17 protein-coding genes are annotated in these 20,950 nt (G+C 63.9%); 6 read left to right on the forward strand and 11 right to left on the reverse strand.

The annotated features are described in order from the left end of the window. Window positions 1–96: 96 nt before the first annotated feature. Both aspS and hisS read right to left on the reverse strand, forming a co-directional pair. Entirely contained in the window at window positions 97–1,890 is a 1,794-nt protein-coding gene (aspS, locus tag ACSKT0_RS12455; RefSeq protein WP_437770095.1) for an aspartate--tRNA ligase, read from the reverse strand. A 149-nt stretch (window positions 1,891–2,039) separates the two neighbouring features. Continuing rightward, complete coding sequence (hisS, locus tag ACSKT0_RS12460) at window positions 2,040–3,395, reverse strand: histidine--tRNA ligase (RefSeq protein WP_437770096.1); 1,356 nt, start codon at window positions 3,393–3,395, stop codon at window positions 2,040–2,042. Between the two features lie 260 nt (window positions 3,396–3,655). Here hisS and ACSKT0_RS12465 point away from each other — a divergent pair, with 260 nt between their 5' ends. The 3 genes from ACSKT0_RS12465 to ACSKT0_RS12475 all read left to right on the forward strand — a co-directional run bounded on the left by ACSKT0_RS12465 (window position 3,656) and on the right by ACSKT0_RS12475 (window position 6,835). Next, complete coding sequence (locus ACSKT0_RS12465; protein ID WP_437774022.1) at window positions 3,656–4,423, forward strand: peptidylprolyl isomerase; 768 nt, start codon at window positions 3,656–3,658, stop codon at window positions 4,421–4,423. A 65-nt stretch (window positions 4,424–4,488) separates the two neighbouring features. Beyond that, window positions 4,489–6,084, forward strand: coding sequence for a DUF349 domain-containing protein (locus ACSKT0_RS12470; RefSeq protein ID WP_437770097.1), 1,596 nt, complete (start codon window positions 4,489–4,491; stop codon window positions 6,082–6,084). 106 nt (window positions 6,085–6,190) lie between these two features. Beyond that, a complete protein-coding gene (locus tag ACSKT0_RS12475) occupies window positions 6,191–6,835 on the forward strand; it encodes a hypothetical protein (RefSeq protein WP_437770098.1) in 645 nt (214 codons plus the stop codon). A gap of 11 nt (window positions 6,836–6,846) precedes the next feature. Here ACSKT0_RS12475 and ACSKT0_RS12480 read toward each other — a convergent pair whose 3' ends face one another. From ACSKT0_RS12480 to pdxT, 9 genes are all read right to left on the reverse strand, one after another. After that, entirely contained in the window at window positions 6,847–9,240 is a 2,394-nt protein-coding gene (locus ACSKT0_RS12480; protein WP_308193900.1) for a RelA/SpoT family protein, read from the reverse strand. A 148-nt stretch (window positions 9,241–9,388) separates the two neighbouring features. Then, a complete protein-coding gene (gene secF / locus ACSKT0_RS12485) occupies window positions 9,389–10,402 on the reverse strand; it encodes a protein translocase subunit SecF (protein WP_437770099.1) in 1,014 nt (337 codons plus the stop codon). Next, entirely contained in the window at window positions 10,402–12,156 is a 1,755-nt protein-coding gene (secD, locus tag ACSKT0_RS12490) for a protein translocase subunit SecD (protein ID WP_437770100.1), read from the reverse strand. Before secD ends, secF begins: the two co-directional genes overlap by 1 nt. 107 nt (window positions 12,157–12,263) lie before the next feature. Next, window positions 12,264–12,647, reverse strand: a complete 384-nt coding sequence (gene yajC, locus ACSKT0_RS12495) for a preprotein translocase subunit YajC (RefSeq protein WP_345451195.1) — start codon at window positions 12,645–12,647, stop codon at window positions 12,264–12,266. Between the two features lie 190 nt (window positions 12,648–12,837). Then, a complete protein-coding gene (ruvB, locus tag ACSKT0_RS12500; RefSeq protein ID WP_345450658.1) occupies window positions 12,838–13,914 on the reverse strand; it encodes a Holliday junction branch migration DNA helicase RuvB in 1,077 nt (358 codons plus the stop codon). Next, the gene (ruvA, locus tag ACSKT0_RS12505; protein WP_437770101.1) at window positions 13,907–14,551 is read right to left on the reverse strand and encodes a Holliday junction branch migration protein RuvA; all 645 of its coding nucleotides are present in this window, start codon (window positions 14,549–14,551) and stop codon (window positions 13,907–13,909) included. Before ruvA ends, ruvB begins: the two co-directional genes overlap by 8 nt. Before the next feature lie 89 nt (window positions 14,552–14,640). Further along, a complete protein-coding gene (gene ruvC, locus ACSKT0_RS12510; protein ID WP_236810689.1) occupies window positions 14,641–15,219 on the reverse strand; it encodes a crossover junction endodeoxyribonuclease RuvC in 579 nt (192 codons plus the stop codon). A gap of 45 nt (window positions 15,220–15,264) precedes the next feature. Beyond that, window positions 15,265–16,020, reverse strand: coding sequence for a YebC/PmpR family DNA-binding transcriptional regulator (locus ACSKT0_RS12515; protein WP_437770102.1), 756 nt, complete (start codon window positions 16,018–16,020; stop codon window positions 15,265–15,267). 3 nt (window positions 16,021–16,023) lie between these two features. Next, window positions 16,024–16,725, reverse strand: coding sequence for a pyridoxal 5'-phosphate synthase glutaminase subunit PdxT (pdxT, locus tag ACSKT0_RS12520; RefSeq protein ID WP_236810687.1), 702 nt, complete (start codon window positions 16,723–16,725; stop codon window positions 16,024–16,026). Window positions 16,726–16,826: 101 nt separating this feature from the next. Here pdxT and ACSKT0_RS12525 point away from each other — a divergent pair, with 101 nt between their 5' ends. The 3 genes from ACSKT0_RS12525 to ACSKT0_RS12535 are packed head-to-tail and all read left to right on the forward strand — an operon-like array spanning window position 16,827 to window position 20,933. Continuing rightward, window positions 16,827–18,122 carry a MurT ligase domain-containing protein gene (locus ACSKT0_RS12525; protein WP_437770103.1) on the forward strand — a complete coding sequence of 432 codons (1,296 nt, stop codon included), beginning with the start codon at window positions 16,827–16,829 and terminating at the stop codon, window positions 18,120–18,122. Continuing rightward, complete coding sequence (locus ACSKT0_RS12530; protein WP_437770104.1) at window positions 18,119–18,871, forward strand: type 1 glutamine amidotransferase; 753 nt, start codon at window positions 18,119–18,121, stop codon at window positions 18,869–18,871. Before ACSKT0_RS12525 ends, ACSKT0_RS12530 begins: the two co-directional genes overlap by 4 nt. Window positions 18,872–18,920: 49 nt before the next feature. After that, window positions 18,921–20,933, forward strand: coding sequence for a M3 family metallopeptidase (locus ACSKT0_RS12535; RefSeq protein ID WP_437770105.1), 2,013 nt, complete (start codon window positions 18,921–18,923; stop codon window positions 20,931–20,933). The last annotated feature ends 17 nt before the right edge of the window (window positions 20,934–20,950 follow it).

Consider the following 20,950-nt stretch of genomic DNA (forward strand, 5'->3'; position numbering starts at 1 on the left):
CAGCGCCACGCGTCCTCCTCAAATCAATCGCAGTCATGCTACGCCGGAGGCCCCAGCAATGTGCGAGGGCCTCCGGGTTATTTCTGCGGTTTCCAGCTACTCCGGCTTGGCTGCCGGCGCTGCCTGCGCCTTGGCCTCAGGCTTGAAGTCAACTCCGGCTTCCTTGCGCTGCTGCGCAGTAATGGGCGCAGGAGCAGCGGTCAGGGGGTCGTAGCCGCCGCCGGACTTCGGGAAAGCGATGACGTCGCGGATCGAGTCCACGCCGGCCAGCAGTGCCACGACGCGGTCCCAACCGAAGGCCATGCCGCCGTGGGGAGGTGCGCCGTACTTGAACCCCTCGAGCAGGAAGCCGAACTTGGTCTGCGCGTCTTTCTTGTCCAGGCCCATGAGCTCGAAAACGCGCTCCTGGACATCCGCCTCGTGGATACGGATGGATCCGCCGCCGATTTCGTTGCCGTTGCACACGATGTCGTAGGCGTAAGACAGTGCCGCTTCCGGGTCCTTGTCAAAGGAGTCAAGGAACTCGGGCTTCGGAGAGGTGAAGGCGTGGTGCAGGGCCGTCCACTGTCCGCCACCCACCGCGACGTCACCCGAAGCGACGGCTGCGGCTGCGGGTTCGAACATCGGCGCGTCGACGATCCAGACGAAAGCCCAGTCTTTGGGATCGATCAGGCCGGTGCGGTGGCCGATCTCGACGCGGGCAGCGCCCAGCAGGGCGCGGGACGGGGATTTCTCGCCAGCGGCGAAGAAGATGCAGTCGCCGGGCTTTGCGCCCACGGCGTCGGCCAGGCCGGCCCGCTCGGTGTCCGTGAGGTTCTTGGCAACGGGGCCCGTGAGCTCGCCGTCCTCCTTGAACAGCACGTACGCAAGACCCTTGGCGCCACGCTGCTTGGCCCACTCCTGCCAGGCATCCAGCGCGCGGCGGGCCTGCGAGGCTCCGCCGGGCATGACGACGGCGCCGACGTAGGGCGCCTTGAAGACGCCGAAGTTCGTGTCCTTGAAGAACTCCGTCAGCTCGGTGAGCTCAAGGCCGAAGCGCAGGTCCGGTTTGTCGGAGCCGTACTTGGCCATTGCCTCGTGGTAGGTCATGCGGCGGATCGGCGTCGGGATTTCGACGTCGATCAGCTGCCACAGTGCCTTGACGATGCTTTCGCCGAGCTCGATGACGTCGTCCTGGTCAACGAAGCTGGCTTCGATGTCGAGCTGGGTGAATTCCGGCTGGCGGTCCGCACGGAAGTCTTCGTCGCGGTAGCACCGGGCGATCTGGTAGTACTTTTCGAAACCGCCGACCTGGAGTAGCTGCTTGAAAAGTTGCGGCGACTGCGGAAGCGCGTACCAGGAACCCGGGGCCAGGCGCGCCGGAACAACGAAGTCACGGGCGCCTTCCGGCGTCGAACGCGTCAGCGTGGGAGTTTCGATCTCCACGTAACCCTGCTGGTGAAGCAGTTCGCGGGCCACGCGGTTCGCTTCGGAACGCAGGCGCAGGTTCCGGGCGGGGCCGGGGCGGCGCAAGTCAAGGTAGCGGTGCTTGAGGCGTGCTTCCTCACCGACCTCGACGTGCTCGTCGATCTGGAACGGCAGGGGGTCCGAGGTGTTGAGGATCACCACTTTCTCGGCGATGACCTCGATCTCGCCCGTGGCGAGGTGCGGGTTCTCGTTGCCCTCGGGACGCTTGCTCACGGTGCCCACGATCTGCAGCACGTATTCGTTGCGCAGGCCGTGGAAGACCTCTTCCTCGCGGACAACCACCTGGGCGACACCGGACGCGTCACGCAGATCGACGAAGGCCACGCCACCGTGATCTCGGCGGCGGCCTACCCAGCCTGCCAGGGTGACGGTCTGTCCAATGTGCTCGGAACGCAAGGATCCGAGGTCATGTGTGCGCAGCACAGCATTCCTTTCAACATGATTTTCAGCGGATCATAGCTAAACGATCCCGTTCGAGTTTACCCGTATGAATGAATCGTGGCCGCCACGGAGCGCTTCCCTCCCCCGGCTGACGCCTGCGGGGTTGAAGCCTTTGAGGCGCCGGTTAGTGCCTAGCGCGTGGTGATGCGGACGTGGAGATCCTCGGGCGAAGGCTCCCAGCTGGCCGGATCCGCGTCGACTTGCTCTCCGGTGCGGATGTCCTTTACCTGGTGCTTGCCGTCGTCGTCCGTGAACCAGACGAAAGGAATGCCGCGTCGGTCGGCGAACTTGATCTGCTTGCCGAATTTCTCGGCCTTCGCCGCAACCTCGGTTGCGATCCCCCGCCCGCGCAGCTGGGCCGCGACGTCCTGGGCAGCAGACCAGCTGTCGTCGTTGTTGAGGGCCACAAGCACTGCCGTGGGTACCGATCGCGACGCCGTCGCGAATTCCTGGCTCAGGATGCGGGACACGAGGCGGGTCACGCCGATCGACAGTCCGACGCCGGGGAACTTGCGGTTGCCCTTGCTGGCGAGGGCGTCGTAGCGGCCGCCGGAGCAAATGGAACCGAGTTGCTCGTGCCCTACCAGGACGGTTTCGACGACGGTGCCGGTGTAGTAGTCGAGGCCCCGGGCGATGCTGAGGTCGGCAACAACCTTGCCGGGGGCGCGCTGCACGGCAGCCTCAATGACTTGTTCGAGCTCGCTGAGGCCTTCTTCGAGGAGCTCGTCGGCGACACCGAGGGCGCGGACCTGTGCCACAAAGGACGTGTCCTCCGTGCGGATGCTTGCGAGCTTCAAGGCAAGTGCCGCCTGCTCGTCCGTGGCGCCCAGCTCGTTCTTGAGCAGCTCGGCGACTTTCGCCTCACCGATCTTCTCGAGCTTGTCGATGCTGCGAAGCACCCCTGCAGTGTCCGTCAGGCCGATACCGCGGTAGAAGCCCTCGGCCAACTTGCGGTTGTTGATCCGTAGGCGGAAATCCGGGATAGGAAGGGCACTCAGCGCTTCCGCAATGACGAGGGCAATCTCGACGTCGTAGCGGAAAGGCAGCTCGCCGTCGCCCACGACGTCGATGTCCGCCTGCGTGAACTCGCGCGCGCGGCCTTCCTGGGGACGCTCCCCCCGCCACACTTTCTGGATCTGGTAGCGGCGGAACGGGAAGGCGAGGTAACCGGCGTTCTCGACGACGTAGCGCGCAAACGGCACCGTGAGGTCGAAGTGGAGGGCCAGCGCGTTGGGATCCGCCTTGTCCGACTTTCCGCCCTCGCCGGCGGCGTCCTCGTCTTCCTGCAGGCGGCTCAGGCCGTATACCTCTTTGTCGATCTCGCCCTTGCGCAGGAGCTGGCCAACTGTCTCAACAGCGCGGGTTTCGATCGAAGAGAAGCCATGGAGTTCGAACGTCTTGCGCAACGTGTCCAGGACATGCAGTTCCACCAACCGCTCCTGGGGAAGCCACTCGGGGAATCCGGACAGGGAGGCGGTACGGGCCATGGTGGAAATTTCTCCTCAATGATTGCGCGGTCCGGACCTGGCGCCACGAACCACGGGCCGATTCGGCTCAGGTTAGGCGGGCGTCCAGCCAGTCATGCATAAACTATGTGCGGCAGCCAGTTTATGCTTTCGGCGCCTGCACATCTAATGCGGGCACCCGGGTTCGGCCTGCCTGCGATGGAAGCTCGTCCAGACAACCAGGAGGACCCTTGTCTACAAGGCCGCGGGACAACCGTGAAGCCAAACGGCGCATCAGGCAGATGGAAGCCAAGCGCGAGCTTCGGCGTGCACAGGGCAAGCGCCGGCGCCGGGACAATGTGATCGCCGTCGGCGTGGGCGCCGCCGCCCTGATTACCGCCGTCGTGCTCCAACTCACGGTGTTCAACTCGAACCCGAGCGAATCGGAGTTCGCAGCGGCGCAGGCCGGGCTGAGTTCGCCGTCCGCTTCTGCGAACCCATCCGCTTCCGCCGCAGCAACAGGCTCGAATAGTGACGGCATTCCCAAAGCCGACACAGCCGCGGGTAAGACGTTCACTGGCCAGCTCAGCCTCAATGGAGGGGCCGTCGGCGTCGAACTGAACGGCACAACGGCTCCGCAGGCCGCAGCCGTGTTCAAATCCCTTACTGACGCGAGTTATTACAGCGGGCTCAAGTGCCCTCGACTGACCACCGCGGACAACTTCTCGGTGCTGCAGTGCGGCGCCAAGGGAACTGACACCACCGACGACCCCAACTTCCACTGGGGACCACTGGAGAACACCCCCTCAAACAACACCTACCCGGCTGGAACCATCGCGGTCGCCCGGACCGGCAACAACGCCTACGGCAACGGGCACCAATTCTTCATCGTGTACAAGGACACGGTCATTCCCCCGGATTCCGCCGGCGGGTACACGATCGTCGGCAAGGTGACGAGCGGCATGGATATCGTGACGAAGATCGCCCAGGCAGGTATTAATCCGGGTAGCAGCGCCACCGACGGCGCCCCTGTGGCACCTGTCACGATAGACTCGTTTTCTCTGAAGTAACCAGCCCGGGCCACGGTCCACGGCGCATTACCTTAGTAATCCCTCCAAGCGAAAGACTTTTAGCGGTGACAGACAGTCAGAAATCCGACGAAACTGCAGTAGTGGCCAACGACGAAGAAACCCAGGCTCCGGTAGCTGAGCAAACCGGCGGCGATCCAGCTGCCCCGGCAGAGCCCGCCGCCCCGGTAGCCGACGCCGCGGAGCCCGTAGCTGCCCAGGAAGAGCCCGCTGCCCCGGTAGCCGACGCTGCCGAACCCGCCGCCCCGGCAGAGCCCGCCGCCAGGCCTGCTTCTCCGGCGCCACGACCGGCCCTCTCGCATGCGCCTTCTCCCGCGGCGTTTGCTGCCCGCCCGAAAGCTTCAACCAGCGTGATTCCGGCGGCGCCGGCAGCCCAGCCTACGGCGGTGTCCCTGGCGGAAGCCGCCAAGTGGGGGCGCGCCGAGGGTGACGGCCATGTCTTCCTGACCATCGACGGCGAAGAGCAGCCGGTGGGACAGTACCCGGGAGTGAGCACCGACGAGGCGCTGGCGTACTTCGCCCGGAAGTACGACGACGTGGTTGCGCAGATCGTTTTGATGGAACACCGCGTCGAGTCCAAGGCCCCGGCCACGGACATGCAGAAGACGGTCGAGCACCTGCGCGAGCAGCTGGCCGAGCGCAACATGGTGGGAGACATCCGTACTGCGGAAGCCCGCCTGGATGCCCTCGCCGGACAGATTTCCGAACTGGAAAAGTCCGAGAAGGCTGCGCACGACGCCGCACGCTCCGCGGAACTCGCGGCACGCGAGGCGATCGTTGCCGAAGCAGAATCCATCGCGTCCCAGGATCCGTCCCAGGTCCAGTGGAAGACGTCCAGCGCCCGCATGAACGAACTCTTCGAGAGCTGGAAAACAGCCCAGAAGAACGGCATCCGGCTTGGACGAAGCAACGAGGACGCATTGTGGAAGCGATTCCGCTCGGCTCGTACCGTTTTTGACCGCCATCGCCGCGCCTACTTCTCCCAATTGGACAGCACCAACTCGGCCGCCAAGGTCGCCAAGGAACAGCTGATCGTCGAGGCCGAAGCACTCTCCAGTTCCACGGACTGGGGTTTCGCGGCGGGCGAATACCGCCGGCTCATGGACCAGTGGAAGGCTACGCCCCGCGCCAGCCGCAAGGACGACGACGCCCTCTGGCTCCGGTTCCGTGCCGCGCAGGATGTCTTCTTCAGCAACCGCCAGGCTGCCAACGACGAGATCGACCAGCAGTACACAGCGAACCTTTCCGTCAAGGAAGAACTCGTTGTCGAGGCCCAGGCCCTCCTGCCGATCACGGACCTCAATGCTGCCAAGAAGGCCCTGCAGTCCATCCGCGACCGCTGGGAAGAAGCCGGAAAGGTCCCCCGCGCCGACATGGGCAGGATCGAAGCCGGCCTGCGCAAGGTTGAGGATGCCGTCCGCGAAGCCGAAGAGGATAAGTGGCGCCGGAGCAATCCGGAGACCAAGGCCCGTACCAACAGCGCCCTGTCGCAGCTTGAGGCTGCCATCGCCGGCCTGAGGGAAGACCTGGAAAAGGCAGAAAAGGCCGGAGACCAGCGCCGCATCAAGAATGCACGTGAGGCCCTCGAGGCCCGTGAGGCTTGGCTTGACCAGATCCAGCGCTCGGCCAGCGATCTCGCCTAGCAGTAAGGGCTGACTGTCCTAACTGAGCTGACAGGCCCCGTCCCGGTTATCCACATAACCAGGCCGGGGCCTGTTCCCGTTGCGGCGGCCACGCGATGATTGCTGAATGGCCCCAGGACTCCCGCCCCCGCAACAACAGGACTTCCTTTCCCAGGAGCTGTACGCGCCTAGCCCGATGTTCACGTGGGCTGAGCTTCAATCGATGGCCGCGGACGGGGTGCTCACCCCGCTGTACGAGAAGAGCTTCACTCCTCCCGGGCTGGATGTCACGCCGAGACTCCGCGCCCGCGCGGCGGCCCTGGTGGTTCCGGATCGTATTCGCAGGAAGGTCATTGCGGGCCGCATGACGGCGGCATGGATCTACGGTTGCGCGGATGCCCCTGAGAGGCTTTCGCTCCTGGTGGACGCCAAACACCGCATTTCGAGCCTGCGCTCGGCCCGCGGCTGCATTCTGCACGAAGTCCGCTTGGGCCAACTGGACGTGGTCAGTATCGGCGGGCTGCTCGTGACCAGTCCCCTGCGGACGGCCGTGGATGTGGCCCTGCACGTCGAAGCCAGCAGGGCCGTGCCCGCGCTGCGAATGATGCTCTCCCAGGACGAGTTGGGTGTGCGGTTGCGGCTCTTGACCCTCGCGGTGGAGGCGTCCGCGAGGGTGCCCCACAAGAAGGCTGCCTTGCGCAAGCTCGCCGCCCTGGGTCCGACCGCCGACGCGCGAACGACCAGTGCATTCCCACCGGAGGCGGCGGCCTGAGTTGCTTCGGCTCAGCTCCTCCTGCGGTTGCCCGTGGTCCTGTAGACATCGAAGACGCCGTCGATCCTGCGCACGGCACTGAGCACGTGGTGCAGGTACTTCGGATCGCCCATTTCGAAAGCGAAGCGGGAGATGGCTACCCGGTCGCTGGACGTGTGCACGGAAGCAGCCAGGATGTTGACGTGGTTTTCCGACAGCACGCGGGTGACATCTGAGAGCAACGACTTCCGGTCCAGTGCTTCCACCTGGATCTCAACCAGGAAGACGCTGGACTGGGTTGGAGCCCATTCAACCTCGACGATGCGATCGGGCTGGTCACGGAGATCCGAGACATTCGTACAGTCCGTGCGGTGTACCGACACGCCCGAGCCCCGCGTCACGAATCCGAGGATCGGATCGGGCGGTACAGGCGTGCAGCAGCGGGCCAGCTTCACCCAGACGTCCCCTACACCCCGGACAATGACGCCGGAGTCCGAGTACCGGGTCTTCTGGAGTTGCGAGGGAATACTGACTTCGTCCAGGTCCTCATCGGGCGTTTCATGGCCGCCAAGGTGCTCCATGAGCTTTTCCATGACGGACTGAGCCGAAGTATGGCCATCGCCCACACCGGCATACAGGCCGGAAATGTCGACGTAGTGGAACTCCTCCGCCACCGTGGACAGGGCGTCATGCGTCATGAGCCGTTGCAGGGGCAGGTTCTGCTTACGCATGGCCCGTGTCAGCTGGTCCTTGCCGCGCTCGATGGCCTCTTCGCGGCGTTCCTTGCTGAACCATTGCCGGATCTTGTTGCGTGCCCGGGCGCTCTTGACGAAGTGCTGCCAGTCCTGGCTCGGTCCAGCGCCCTCGGCCTTGGAGGTGAAGATCTCCACCCAGTCGCCGTGGTTGAGCTCGCTGTTGAGCGGAACCAGCTTGCCGTTGACGCGCGCACCGATGGTCCGGTGACCTACTTCGGTGTGCACCGCGTAAGCGAAGTCCACCGGCGTCGATCCTGCGGGAAGGGCCATGACCTCGCCCTTGGGGGTGAAGACGAACACTTCCCGGGCATTGATCTCAAAACGCAGCGAGTCCAGGAATTCGCCCGGATCCGACGTTTCCTGCTGCCAGTCAACCAAGGAACGCAACCATCCCATGTCGCCGTCCTTGGGACTCCCCGGGCCTACGGCGGTCCGGTTGGGCTGGTCCTTGTACTTCCAGTGCGCAGCCACGCCATACTCGGCCCTGCGGTGCATTTCGTGGGTACGGATCTGGATCTCGACCGGCTTGCCCCCGGGCCCGATGACGGTGGTGTGCAAGGACTGGTACATGTTGAACTTCGGCATGGCGATGTAGTCCTTGAACCGCCCCGGCAGGGGGTTCCAGCGCGAATGCAAGGTGCCAAGGGCCGCGTAACAGTCTCGGACGGAGTCCACGAGGACGCGCACGCCCATGAGGTCGTTGATGTCGTCGAAGTCCTTGTCCCGGACGATCATCTTCTGGTAGATCGAGTAGTAATGCTTGGGGCGTCCCGTGATGGTGGCCTTGATGCGGGCGACGCGCAGGTCTTCGGCAATCTGGTTGCGGATGACGCTCAGGCTCTTCTCCCGCTCCGGAGTGCGGTCTCCCACCATCCGGACGATCTCTTCATACACCTTCGGGTACAAGGCGGCGAAGGAGAGATCCTCGAGTTCCCATTTGATGGTGTTCATGCCGAGGCGGTGGGCCAGCGGCGCAAAGATCTCAAGCGTTTCGCGTGCTTTGCGTGCGGATGATTCGGCGGAAACAAACCGCCACGTACGGGCATTGTGCAGCCGGTCCGCAAGCTTGATCATGAGCACCCGGATGTCCTTGGCCATGGCCACAACCATCTTGCGGACAGTCTCGGACTGTGCGGCCTCACCGAATTGGACCTTGTCCAGCTTGGTGACGCCGTCCACGAGCATCGCGACCTCCGGGCCGAAATCGCGCGTCAGGTCAGCGAGCGTGTAGGGAGTGTCCTCCACGGTGTCGTGCAGGAGCGCAGCTGCCAGGGTTGTGCCGGTGAGCCCCAATTCAGCCAGGATCGTGGCCACTGCCACGGGGTGGGTGATGTACGGATCGCCGCTCTTCCGCTTCTGCCCCTGATGGCTTCGCTCGGCCACGGTGAAGGCCCGCTGGATGAGATCGAGGTCTTCCTTGGGGTTGTTTGCCCTGACGGTCCGAAGGAGCGGCTCGAGGATGGGCGAATAGGTGCTCGTGCCTCGTCCAGTCAGTTTCGCCAGCCTGGAGCGCGTCCGCTCGCGCCGTCCGGGGAACGTCGGGCGCACGCCCGGGCTGTCCACGGGCACACCATCCACGGTGCTTCCCGTAGCTGCAGTTGCGGTGCCGGGCACGCGGCTCAGGCCGTCCTCTCCGCCCGCCGGCAGCGCCGACGTCGTACGTTCCTCCACAAAAGCACCTCTCACGACTGACTTAATTCTCCCAGTCTATTCCCGCCGGTGACCTGTCCAAGAACCGGTACCCAGATGACGGAGCCGGGAACGGAAAGGGCCGGCCACCGCCTTTCAGCGGTGGCCGGCCCTTCAGGAGGAAACCAGGCTAAACAGCGGCGGCTTCCGAGTTCGTGCTGGCAGCTGCCGCGCGTCGAGTAGCTACCTTCTTGGCCTGCTTCTGCAACTCGGGTTCGCTCTGGCGCAGCCAGGCGTAGAGCGGAGCCGCGATGAAGATCGTGGCCGCGGTACCGATCAGGATGCCGACGAACAACGCGAGGGACAGGTCGCGCAGCGTGCCGGCGCCCAACAATCCAGCACCGATGAAGAGAATCGCGGCGACGGGCAAGACTGCCACCATCATGGTGTTGATGGAGCGCACCAGGGTCTGGTTGACGGCAAGGTTGACCTCTTCGGCGAAAGTGCGCCGGCTGGAGGTGGTGATGTCCGAGGTGTTTTCACGGATTTTGTCGAAAACCACCACGGTGTCGTAAAGCGAGTAGCTGAGAACCGTCAGGAAGCCGATGATGGCCGACGGGGTCACCTCGAAGTCGCTCAAGGAGTAGATACCGGCCGTGCAGAACATCGTGACCAGCATGCCCGCAAGGGCAGAGACCGACATCTTCCAGGTACGGAAGTACAAAGCCATCAAAAGAGCTGCCAGGCCTACGAACACCGCGAGGCCGATCAGCGCCTGCTTGGTGACATCCTGCCCCCAGGTGGGGCCGATGAAGGTAGAGGTGACCTGGTTTTCGGTGACGCCGTAGGCCTTTGCAAGATCCGTTTTGATCTTGATGGTCTGGTCATCGCTGAGTTTGTCGGTCTGGATACGCATGGTGCTGCCGGCGACGTTGGCAACCCGCGGAACGGCACCGGAAACGACGTCGTGGACTGCCTTTTCGCCTACCGCGGAATCGGTGGTCTTCACGTTGGACACCGTGAACTCGGAACCGCCCCTGAAGTCGATTCCAAGGTTGTAGCCGCCTTTGACGACCGGCAGGAGGATGGAGATCGCCACCGCCACTGCGGCGATGATGAACCAGATCTTCTTGCTGGATACGAAGTTGTAAGAGCGCTTGCCCGTGTAGAGCTCGTTACCGAACTTTGCGAAGCTCGTGGTCATTACTTCTCCTCCTGGGTGCCGTTGGAAGAACCAGTGAGCTGAGCTTGCTTCTCGGCAAGCCGGCGTTCGGCGATGGTCATGCGGCGCTCGGCTTCAGCGGCTGCACCGGTGTTACGGGCGCGCACGACGGCGGGCTTCTCAGTTGGCGTGCGGAGCCTGCCGGCACCGCGGTACAGCGGCACGGCGCCCAGGCGCTCAGGGTCGAGGCCCGAGAAGCGGTGACCTTCCCCGAAGAACTTGGTCCGGGACAGCACCTGGAGCGTGGGGTGCGTGAACATGAACACGACCAGGAGGTCGGCCAACGCGGTGAGGCCAAGGGTGAAGGCGAAGCCGCGGACGTTTCCAACAGCGACGAAGTACAACACCAAGGCAGCGAGCAGGTTGACGGCCTTGGACGCAAGCACCGTTCGCTTGGCGCGCTTCCAACCATTTGCGACGGCGGACACGAGGCCCTTGCCCTCACGAAGTTCGTCGCGGATGCGTTCGAAGTACACGATAAAGGAGTCGGCTGTTTGACCAATGGCCACGATGAGACCGGCCACGCCGGCCAGGGACAGCCGGTAGTTTTCAGTCCAGCCAAGGATCGCGATGGCGAGGTACGTGAGTCCGCCGGCCACCACGAGGGAGAGGATGGTGACGAAGCCCAGGGCCCGGTACTGGAAGAGGGAATAGACCACCACGAGCAGGAGCCCGATCACACCGGCCATCAGGCCCAGACGAAGCTGCTCGCCACCGAGGGTGGCGGAAATCTGTTCCTCGGACTGGATATCGAAGCTGATGGGCAAAGCGCCGTAGCGGAGCTGGTCCGACAAGGCCCGCGCGGAGGCTTGCGTGAAGTTACCGGTGATCTGCGGCTTGCCATCGGTGATGACGGCGAGGGAACGCGGCGCGGAAATGACCTGGTCATCCAGGACGATGGCGAACTGGGCCTTGGGGTCGTTGCCGCCCTGTGCCTGGGATGCCACGTAGAACTGGTTGAGCCTCTGGGTAACGTCCTTGAAGGTCTTGGTGGCGTTGGCATCGAACGTGATCGTCACACCCCACGCATTGGTAACCGAGCCCTGTGCGCCCTGGACGGGATCGAAGGAGGACGAAACGATGTCCTGGCCCTTCACCTCGACCGGGCCAAGGATGTACTTAACGGCAGGAGTCTTGGCCGTTGCCGGCTCGCAGGTCACCAGCGGCTTGGCCGGATCCGACCGCGGCTGCTTGTCCTGGGCCGGATTGACGCAATCCAGGGCTTCGAAGGCCTTGTAGACGTCCGCTGTCACCCAGTTGTTGTCGCTGGCGTTGGCCGGCGCAGCCGTGGGCTTGGGCAGGCTCGCATCAGGCGTGCGCGATGCCACCGGAACGGCCGCAGGGTCTCCGGCCGTGATCACCGGGCGGAAGTTCATGTCGGCAGATGCCTGGATCAGGGCGCGGGTTTCCGAACTTGGCGTCCCAGGAAGGCTCACCACGACGTTACGGCCGGACTGCGTGGTGATTTCCGCTTCGGCGACACCGGAGCTGTCAACGCGTTGGCGGATAATCGCGACGGCCTGGTTCAACTGTTCTTCGTTGATGCCGGTTGATCCTTCGACCTTGGGTGCGAGAATCATTTGCGTGCCGCCCTCAAGGTCAAGCGCGAGCTTTGGGGCCCAGCTGGCGTGACCTGTGATGACGCCGCCACCGAGGACTGCTGTCAGTACAGCGAATATTGCGACAAGCCAGATCAGCACCCTGCGGGCTGCATTTTTGTGGCCGGTTCGTGCCATGTTCGATCTTCCTGTTGATGACGGAACAGCCGCCGACCTGCACGGGAGCGCAGGCCGGCGGCGATTCATTGCCGTAGAACTATTCCCGCCTGTTGAGCGGGTACGGGCTAGTTGTCCTTCTTGCCCTCGTCGTTGAGGCGCTTGAGGGTTTCGTCCGGGGTCTCCGCGGATGCCGATGCATCGGCGTCCGCGGCCGTCAGCGACGACGCGTCGTCCGGCACGTCCACTGCGGCCTCCTCGACGGGCTCAACGATCTTGGTAACGGCCTGGCGGTGCACGGTGGCGAGGTTGCCCGGAGACAGTTCAAGGACAACCTTGTTCTCAGCGTCATCCATCGAAACGATTCGGCCGAACAGTCCGAAACTGGTCATGACGTCAACGCCGGGGGCAAACTGGGACTGCAGCTTGGCCTGCTGTTGCTGCGTCTTCTTGTTGCGGCGGAACATCATGAAGATGAAGACGCCGAGCATGGCGAACAGCAGGATTGTCATTGGATCCACAGGGAAGTTCCGTTCTTTACTTACGTTTTTGGTTTCACGGCCATGTCTGCCCGGTGGATCCGGCAGCCGTGGAGCTTTCGCCCACCTGGCCGCACAATGCTCCGACGGGCGGGCACAGAACCAAGGACTCGAACGTGCCGAGTGTCATACCAGTCTAGAGGGTTAAGCTGAATGGATCGTGCTATCGGCCGGTGTCGATGCTTTCCGCCCCGTTTTCGCTGTCTTCGAACAACGCCAGCGGGTCCTGCCCGAACACTCCTGGCGGAACCGCATAACCAAGGTGGGTCCAGGCGGACGCCATGGCAATCCTGCCGCGCGGCGTCCGTCCCAGAAGGCCTTCGCGCACCAGGTACGGCTCAGCGACAGTCTCGACGGTCTCGGGTTCCTCCCCGACGGCGATCGCGAGGGTGGACAGCCCCACGGGGCCACCGTTGAACTTGAGGATCAGCGCCTCCAATACGGCACGGTCCAGGCGATCCAAGCCACGCTCATCTACCTCATACATGTCCAGCGCAGCGGAGGCGGCACGGGCATCGATCTGCTCGATGCCGTGGACCAAAGCCCAGTCCCGGACACGGCGCAGCAGCCGGTTGGCGATACGAGGAGTTCCACGGGAACGGCCCGCGATCTCGCTGAACCCGGCCGAGTTGACCTTCAGGTCAAGCAATCCGGCCGAGCGACGCAGAACCAATTCAAGCTCCGCTACGGAATAGAACTCCAAGTGCCCGGTGAAACCAAAGCGGTCACGCAGCGGACCAGGCAAAAGCCCGGCCCGCGTGGTGGCGCCAACGAGGGTGAATGGCGGCAGCTCAAGCGGAATGGCCGTGGCGCCCGCGCCCTTGCCCACCACGATGTCCACCCGGAAGTCTTCCATCGCCATGTACAGCATTTCCTCGGCGGGCCGGGACATCCGGTGGATTTCGTCGAGGAAGAGCACTTCGCCCTCCGAAAGCGAGGAGAGGATGGCCGCGAGGTCTCCGGCGTGCTGGATTGCCGGCCCGCTGCTGATGCGCAAGGGAGCGTTCATCTCGGCGGCGATGATCATGGAGAGCGTGGTCTTCCCCAGTCCCGGGGGGCCCGAAAGCAGGACGTGGTCCGCGCTGCGGCCACGCATCCTTGAGGCCTCCAGCACGAGCGAGAGTTGCTTGCGGACGCGGTGCTGGCCTACGAAGTCGTGGAGGTTCTTCGGGCGCAGTGCGGCCTCGATGATGCGCTCTTCGGGTTCCTCTCCCCCGGTAACGAGGGACTGCTCAGCCACGGCTGCCTACCCGGTTTCCAGCGCGTGCGCCGTCCTGCCCCAGCCAGCGAAGTGTTGCCCGCAGGATCTGGGCCACGTTGCCGGCGTCGGCAAGTTCCGGGGAATCGGCCATTGCCTTGTCGATACTGCCGGCGGCGTCCTTCTCCGACCAGCCGAGGCTGGTCATTGCGGCCACCACCTGCGGCTTCCAGACCGACTCGGCCGCGACCGCGGGTGCAGCCCCCGGAGCGGTGCCGTGAGGAACGAGTTTGCCCGCAAGCTCCAGGACGATCCTGCCGGCCACCTTCGGCCCGATGCCGGGGACCTTGGTGAATGACTTTGTGTCACCGGAATGGGCGGCCACCCGGATCGCTTCGGGCTCATGGACGGCCAGGACCGCGAGGGCCAGGCGCGGCCCCACCCCGCTCACGCTGAGAAGGACATCGAATACTTCGCGCTCGTCATCGTTCGAGAATCCAAAGAGCGTCAGGGAGTCCTCCCGGACGATCAATGAAGTGAACAGCTTCGCTTCCTCGCCGACATGCAGGTGGCTGAGGGTTTGGGGCGTGGCGTAGACGCTCATACCGGCACCGTTGAGATCGATGACGGCCGTGGAGAGACTGACGTGTGCCACGGTTCCGCGGAGAAAACTGATCAAGACCCGGCTCCTGAAGTACTGCCCCGTGCATGCTGCGCTGCGGGCTATCCGAACATATCTACGAATACCCTAGCAAGGGCCACCGACATTTACCGGCCGCGGCGCGCTTTCGCTTCGGCTTCAGCCCAGGCCCGCTGGGCGGGTGTCAATGCACTGCTCCCCGGTCCGGTGGTGGCAACCGCGGCACCGCTGCCGGCCCGCCACGCGTGCGTGACGGCGAGGGCCAACGCGTCCGCGGCGTCGGCCGGGCGCGGCGGGGCGTCAAGACGAAGGATCTTGGTGATGAGTTTTGTCACCGCTTCTTTGTTGGAGGTGCCGCTACCCGTGACGGCAGCTTTGACCTCCGACGGCGTGTGGAGCGCCACCGGGATGCCCCGCCGCGCAGCGGCCGCAATGACCACGCCGGACGCCTGGGCGACGCCCATGACGGTACTGACGTTCAACTGGGAGAAGACCCGTTCGACCGCGAGAACGTCGGGTTTGTACAGGTCCAGCCATTCGTCGATGGCCTTGGCGATGACCAGCAATCGCTGGTCCAATGATTGTTCCGGGGAGGTTCCCACGACGCAGACGGCGACCATGGTGGCGCGCCGGTTCCGTTCGACGTCGACCACTCCGATGCCGCAACGGGTGAGGCCCGGATCGACTCCCAATACGCGAAGAGTCAAGTCCGGGCCTCCCTGTTTGTTATGAAGCTGTGTTGCAAGTGGGCGCTACTCGGCTTCGAGCGCAGCCTGGACTTCCTCGCTCATGTCCGCGTTGGTGTACACGTTCTGGACGTCGTCGAGATCCTCAAGGGCGTCGACGAGCTTCATGAACTTCTTGGCACCGTCGAGGTCCAACGGCACCTGCATGGACGGGACGAACTCAGCTTCGTCCGTCTCGTATTCGATGCCGGCATCCTTGAGGGCTTCGCGGATGGCCTGGAGATCAGTGGGCTCCGAGTGGATTTCCCAGTTCTCGCCGTTGTCCTTGACTTCTTCGGCGCCGGCGTCGAGTACGGCCATCAGGATGTCGTCTTCGCTGAGCCCGTTCTTGGGCAGGTTGACGACGCCCTTGCGGGTGAAGAGGTAGCTCACCGAGCCGGGGTCGGCAATGGTGCCCCCGTTGCGGGAGATCGCCAGCCGGACCTCGGAGGCGGCACGGTTCTTGTTGTCCGTGAGGCACTCGATCAGGAGGGCGGAACCCTGCGGGCCCCGGGCTTCGTACATGATTTCCGTGTAGTCGACCACTTCGCCGGTCAGGCCGGCTCCGCGCTTGATGGCGCGGTCGATGTTGTCGGCGGGGACCGACGTCTTCTTCGCTTTGGTGACAGCCAGTTCCAGGCTGGGGTTGCCGGCAAGGTCCGGTCCGCCCATGCGGGCCGCGACTTCGATGTTCTTGATCAGTTTGGCGAACGACTTGGCCCTGCGGCTATCGAGGATGGCCTTCTTGTGCTTGGTCGTCGCCCATTTGGAGTGGCCTGACATGCTTTAAACTTCCCCTCTGATCATTCGAATAAACAATTCATGCACGCGCTTCTCCCCAGTCACTTCCGGGTGGAAGGAGGTGGCCAGCAACCGACCTGAGCGCACTGCAACAATTCTAGCCAACCCGTGCAAAGTGTCCGTGTGGGTGGCTTTTCCCGGTTCCACCTGGGCAAGGATTTCGACGCCGGGACCAACGCGTTCCACCCACGGTCCACGGATGAACACGGCGTGGACGGGGTCGACGCCGGATTCGCCGGCGCTGAACTCAAGGCCTTTGAAGTCAAGGTCGGTTTCGAAAGACTCGCGCTGACGGCCGAAGGCGTTGCGACGGACCGTGATGTCCAATCCACCGAAAGTCTGCTGCGGATTCCCGGCGAGGTCCGTGGCGGGATCGGCGATGTCGTCCGCTAGCAGGATCATGCCGGCGCAGGATCCATAGACCGGCAGGCCGGACGCAATCTGCTTGCGGATTGGATCGGCGAGTTCAAAGATGCGCGCCAGCTTGTCGATGGTGGTCGACTCGCCGCCGGGAATGATGAGGCCGTCAATGTCGTCGAGTTCCGCCGGACGCCGGATGCCGACGCCGGTGGCACCGGCCGCTTCGACGGCGTGGATGTGCTCACGAAAATCGCCTTGTAGTGCGAGGACGCCGATGCGCAGGCCCGAGCCCACGCTTGATGACGCCTCGGAAGGGGGATTGGTCATTCGACCATCATAATGCGCTGCCACTGCCGGGCTCGCCCCGGGAATCCGATGGCAGGCTTACGGCACGTGGTTTATGCACCAACTGGGATATATTACAGAGCATGTTTTCGTTCACCGTTCCACTCGGCAAGCTGGTCCGTGCTGTGTCCCGGCTGCGCGGCGGGGGTTCGGCTTTGCCCGGCCTCGTGGTCGAGAAAATCGACCCAGGCTTCATGCAAAGGACGCTGTCCTCGCTCCCCCACGGCGTGGCGGTTGTGAGCGGAACCAACGGCAAGACCACCACCACCAAAATGGTGGTGGAGCTCTTGGAAAGCCAGGGCCTGAAGGTCTTCACCAACCGGACAGGCAGCAACTTCACCCGCGGCGTCGCAGCTGCGCTCCTCGGTGAAGTGGACTGGCGCGGAAGGCTGGACGCCGACGTCGCGGTCTTGGAACTCGACGAAGCACATGCCGTGCACTTCGTGAACAAAGTGCCGCCGCGCTACTGCCTCCTCCTCAACGTCCTGCGCGACCAGCTGGACCGTTTCGGCGAAATCGACGCCACCGCGATGCTTCTCCAGCGCATCGCCGAGCGCACCACCGGCACCGTGGTCCTGAACCGCGAGGACCCCCGGGTCGCCCGCATTGCAGGGGCCGTGAGCGGCCCCGAGGTGCTCTACTTCGGATTGGACGAATCGCTCCGAAGCACCTTCCCGAACGACGACGACATGCGGGCCGCGGCTCCGGGAACCAGCCCCGTCGGTGACGTTCCCGACTCCCCGGCGGCCGACGTCGTGCTCCGCCGCGTCGGTACCGACGACGCCGACTTCGAGTTCGACGGAACCCGAGTGGCGACCCACATGAAACTCCGCGGCGTCTACAACATCTTCAATGCCGCCGCCGCATTGGTGCTCGCCAGGAGCATCACCGGAGCAAGCGGAAGGCCTGGCGATGCCGCCAAGCTGGTCAAGGCACTCTCGGAGGTGGCTCCGGCCTTTGGCCGCGGGGAGAGCCTGACGGTGGATGGCCAGCCCCTCGAGTTGGTCCTGGTGAAGAACCCGAGCGGTTTCCGCCTGGGCCTGAAGTCATTCCCGGCGAAGGGCTACGCGTCCATGATCGCCATCAACGACAACTATGCCGACGGCCGCGACATGTCCTGGCTCTGGGACGTTGAATTCGATTCCCTGCGCGAGGACGGCGTCGAGGTCCTGACCGGTGTCCGTGCCTACGACATGGCGCTGCGCCTCCAGTACGACGAGGTCCGTTTCGGTTCAGTGGACACGGACATCCCTGCGGCGTTGGCTGAATTCATCCGAGGGTCGGCGGGCAAGCCTAAACGCGTGTTCTGCACCTACACCGCGATGTTGGCCATCCGGCGCGAACTCTCCAAAATCACCACAGTAGAGGTGGTCTCATGACCCCGGCCGAAGACACCGCCCTCCACGCCAGCAAGGGCACCGTCCGGGTCCTCCAGCTGTATCCCCGTGACATGAACATCTACGGCGACTGGGGCAATGCCCTCGTCCTGCGGCAGCGCTTGCTCTGGCACGGATACACGCCTGAGCTCCTTGAATACAACGTGGGCGACGACTTCCCCGAAGATGTCGATCTCATTGTGGGCGGAGGTGGCCAGGACAGCGGCCAGGTAGTCATCCAGGACGATCTCCAGTCACGAGGCGAACAACTCCGCGAGATGGCCGAGGACGGAACGCCGATGCTGGTTATTTGCGGGCTTTACCAGCTTTTCGGCAAGTTCTTCAAGACGAAGAGCGGCCCTGTTATCCCCGGTATCGGCATCCTTGACGTCGAGACGGTCGGCACCGATGAACGCCTCATCGGAAACGTCACCCTGACCTCACCGGAATTCGGCGAAATCCTGGGCTATGAAAACCACAGCGGACAGACTTCCCTGGGTCCCGGCGTCGAGCCCCTCGGCACCGTGTCCAAGGGTGCCGGCAACAACAGCAAAGACAACCACGAAGGCGCCAGGCACCGGAATGTGGTTGCCAGCTATCTGCACGGTTCCTTGTTGCCCAAGAATCCGGCCATCGCCGACTTCCTGATCCGGACCGCCGTCGAACGCAAGTACGGTACCTTCGTCCCCGGAACGCCCGACGACGGCTATGCGCGCCTCGCGCGCGAGAATGCGGCGCGGCGGCCGCGCTAACCCGCGGGAAAGCGTTGTGGGCGGAGGCCCTGCATGAAAGGGTTGCTTCATGACGAACCCTCTCTTGGAGCCGAGTACCCTTCCCTTCGGATTGCCGCCCTTCGCAACGATCCAGGACAGCCACTACGCCGAAGCCGTGGACGCGGGACTCTCTGAGCACCTGGCCGAGATACAGGCCATCCTGGACAATCCGGAGCCTGCTTCCTTCGAAAACACGGCAGTTGCAATGGAGCGCTCCGGACGACAGCTGGAGCGGGCAGCGGCCTCCTTCTTCACACTGGTTTCTGCCGATGCCTCGGAGGCCATCCGCGAACTCGAAACCGAACTGTCTCCCCGTTTCGCGAGCCATCAGGACGCGGTCTACCTCAACCGTGGACTGTACGAGCGATTCGCAGCCGTAGACACCTCAGGACTTGACAATGAATCCATCCGGCTGGTGGAGGAATACCTCCGGGAATTCCGACAGTCGGGGATCCAGCTTGATCCGGCTGACCAGGAAAAGCTCAAGAGCCTCAATGCGGAACTCTCCCGTTTGGGAACGGAGTACGGGCAACGCGTCAAGGAAGCCATGAAGGCCGCTGCCCTCGTGGTGGATGACGCCACGGAGCTTGCCGGCCTGCCGGCGGACGACATCGCCAGCGCCGCCGAGGCAGCACGCTCTGCCGGACACGAAGGGAAATACCTCCTGACCCTCATTCAACCAAGCAACCAACCTGCTTTGGCTTCTTTGCAGAACCGTGAGCTCCGGCGCCGCCTCTATGAGGCATCCATTGCGAGGGGTAGCGACGGCGGCAGCCTGGACGTCATGGAGCTGGCGAAGGCGATGGTGCGTTTGAGGGCCGAGAAGGCGACACTTCTCGGGTTCGGCAACTACGCCGAACTGGTCATGGACCGCCAGACCGCCCCCGATTTCGCGGCCGTGCAGGCGATGCTGAACCGGCTTGCTCCTGCCGCCATCCGCAACGCCGACGCCGAAGCGGGCGCCTTGGCGGAGAGCGCGGGGCACCCGCTGGAAGCCTGGGACTGGGCGTACTACTCCTCGAACGTCCGCCGGGAGCGCTACGAGGTGGACGAACAGCAGCTACGGCCCTATTTCGAATTGGACCGAGTGCTGGTGGACGGCGTGTTTTTCGCAGCCACGAGCCTCTTCGGTATTACTTTCCACGAGCGGAAGGACCTTGAGGGGTACCACCCCGATGTCCGCGTCTGGGAGGTGCGGAACGAGGACGGCTCCGAGCTTGCCCTTTTCCTGGGCGACTACTACGCGCGGGACTCCAAACGCGGCGGCGCCTGGATGAATTCGCTCGTCGAACAATCAGCGCTCCTGGGTACCAAGGCGGTGGTGATCAACAACCTGAACATCTCCAAACCGCCGGCCGGAGAACCCACCTTGCTCACCCTGGACGAAGTCAGGACCATGTTCCACGAGTTCGGCCATGCCTTGCACGGACTCTTCTCCAACGTCACGTATCCACGATTCTCCGGAACCTCGGTCCCACGGGACTTCGTGGAGTATCCGTCGCAGGTCAACGAGATGTGGATCATGTGGCCCGAGATCATCGGCAACTACGCGCGCCACTACGCCACCGGCGAGCCACTCCCACAGGACATCATCGATCGCCTCAACGAGTCCAAGCTCTGGGGCGAAGGTTTCGCCACCACGGAATACCTCGGAGCCGCCCTGTTGGACCTGGCCTGGCACGTGCTGGACGTAGACGGAGTCCCTCAGGATGCCCAGGATTTCGAGGCCAAGGCACTGGCCGCGGCAGGCGTGGCCCACTCCCTCATACCTCCCCGGTACCGCACGGGGTACTTCCAGCACATCTTCGCCGGGGATTACTACGCAGCCGGGTACTACTCCTACATCTGGAGTGAAGTGCTCGACGCGGAAACGGTGGACTGGTTCACGGAAAACGGCGGGCTCCTGCGCGAGAACGGCGAACGATTCCGTTCCGAACTGCTCTCCCGCGGAAACAGCCGGGATCCGCTGGAATCCTTCCGCACCCTCCGGGGCCGCGAAGCGTCCCTCGAGCCCCTCCTGAAGCGCCGCGGGCTCGAATAACCAGCGGGCAGACCCAA

The sequence above is a fragment of the Arthrobacter sp. KNU40 genome (assembly GCF_051515115.1).
GTDB lineage: Bacteria > Actinomycetota > Actinomycetes > Actinomycetales > Micrococcaceae > Arthrobacter.

Excerpts from the sequence above, each read along its gene's own strand:
- hisS (WP_437770096.1), bottom strand. The coding sequence starts at position 3,395 with ATGGCCCGTACCGCCTCCCTGTCCGGATTCCCCGAGTGGCTTCCCCAG.
- ACSKT0_RS12465 (WP_437774022.1), top strand. The coding sequence starts at position 3,656 with ATGGAAGCCAAGCGCGAGCTTCGGCGTGCACAGGGCAAGCGCCGGCGC.
- ACSKT0_RS12475 (WP_437770098.1), top strand. The coding sequence starts at position 6,191 with ATGGCCCCAGGACTCCCGCCCCCGCAACAACAGGACTTCCTTTCCCAG.
- secF (WP_437770099.1), bottom strand. The coding sequence starts at position 10,402 with ATGACCACGAGCTTCGCAAAGTTCGGTAACGAGCTCTACACGGGCAAG.
- secD (WP_437770100.1), bottom strand. The coding sequence starts at position 12,156 with ATGGCACGAACCGGCCACAAAAATGCAGCCCGCAGGGTGCTGATCTGG.
- yajC (WP_345451195.1), bottom strand. The coding sequence starts at position 12,647 with ATGACAATCCTGCTGTTCGCCATGCTCGGCGTCTTCATCTTCATGATG.
- ACSKT0_RS12515 (WP_437770102.1), bottom strand. The coding sequence starts at position 16,020 with ATGTCAGGCCACTCCAAATGGGCGACGACCAAGCACAAGAAGGCCATC.
- pdxT (WP_236810687.1), bottom strand. The coding sequence starts at position 16,725 with ATGACCAATCCCCCTTCCGAGGCGTCATCAAGCGTGGGCTCGGGCCTG.
- ACSKT0_RS12525 (WP_437770103.1), top strand. The coding sequence starts at position 16,827 with ATGTTTTCGTTCACCGTTCCACTCGGCAAGCTGGTCCGTGCTGTGTCC.
- ACSKT0_RS12530 (WP_437770104.1), top strand. The coding sequence starts at position 18,119 with ATGACCCCGGCCGAAGACACCGCCCTCCACGCCAGCAAGGGCACCGTC.
- ACSKT0_RS12535 (WP_437770105.1), top strand. The coding sequence starts at position 18,921 with ATGACGAACCCTCTCTTGGAGCCGAGTACCCTTCCCTTCGGATTGCCG.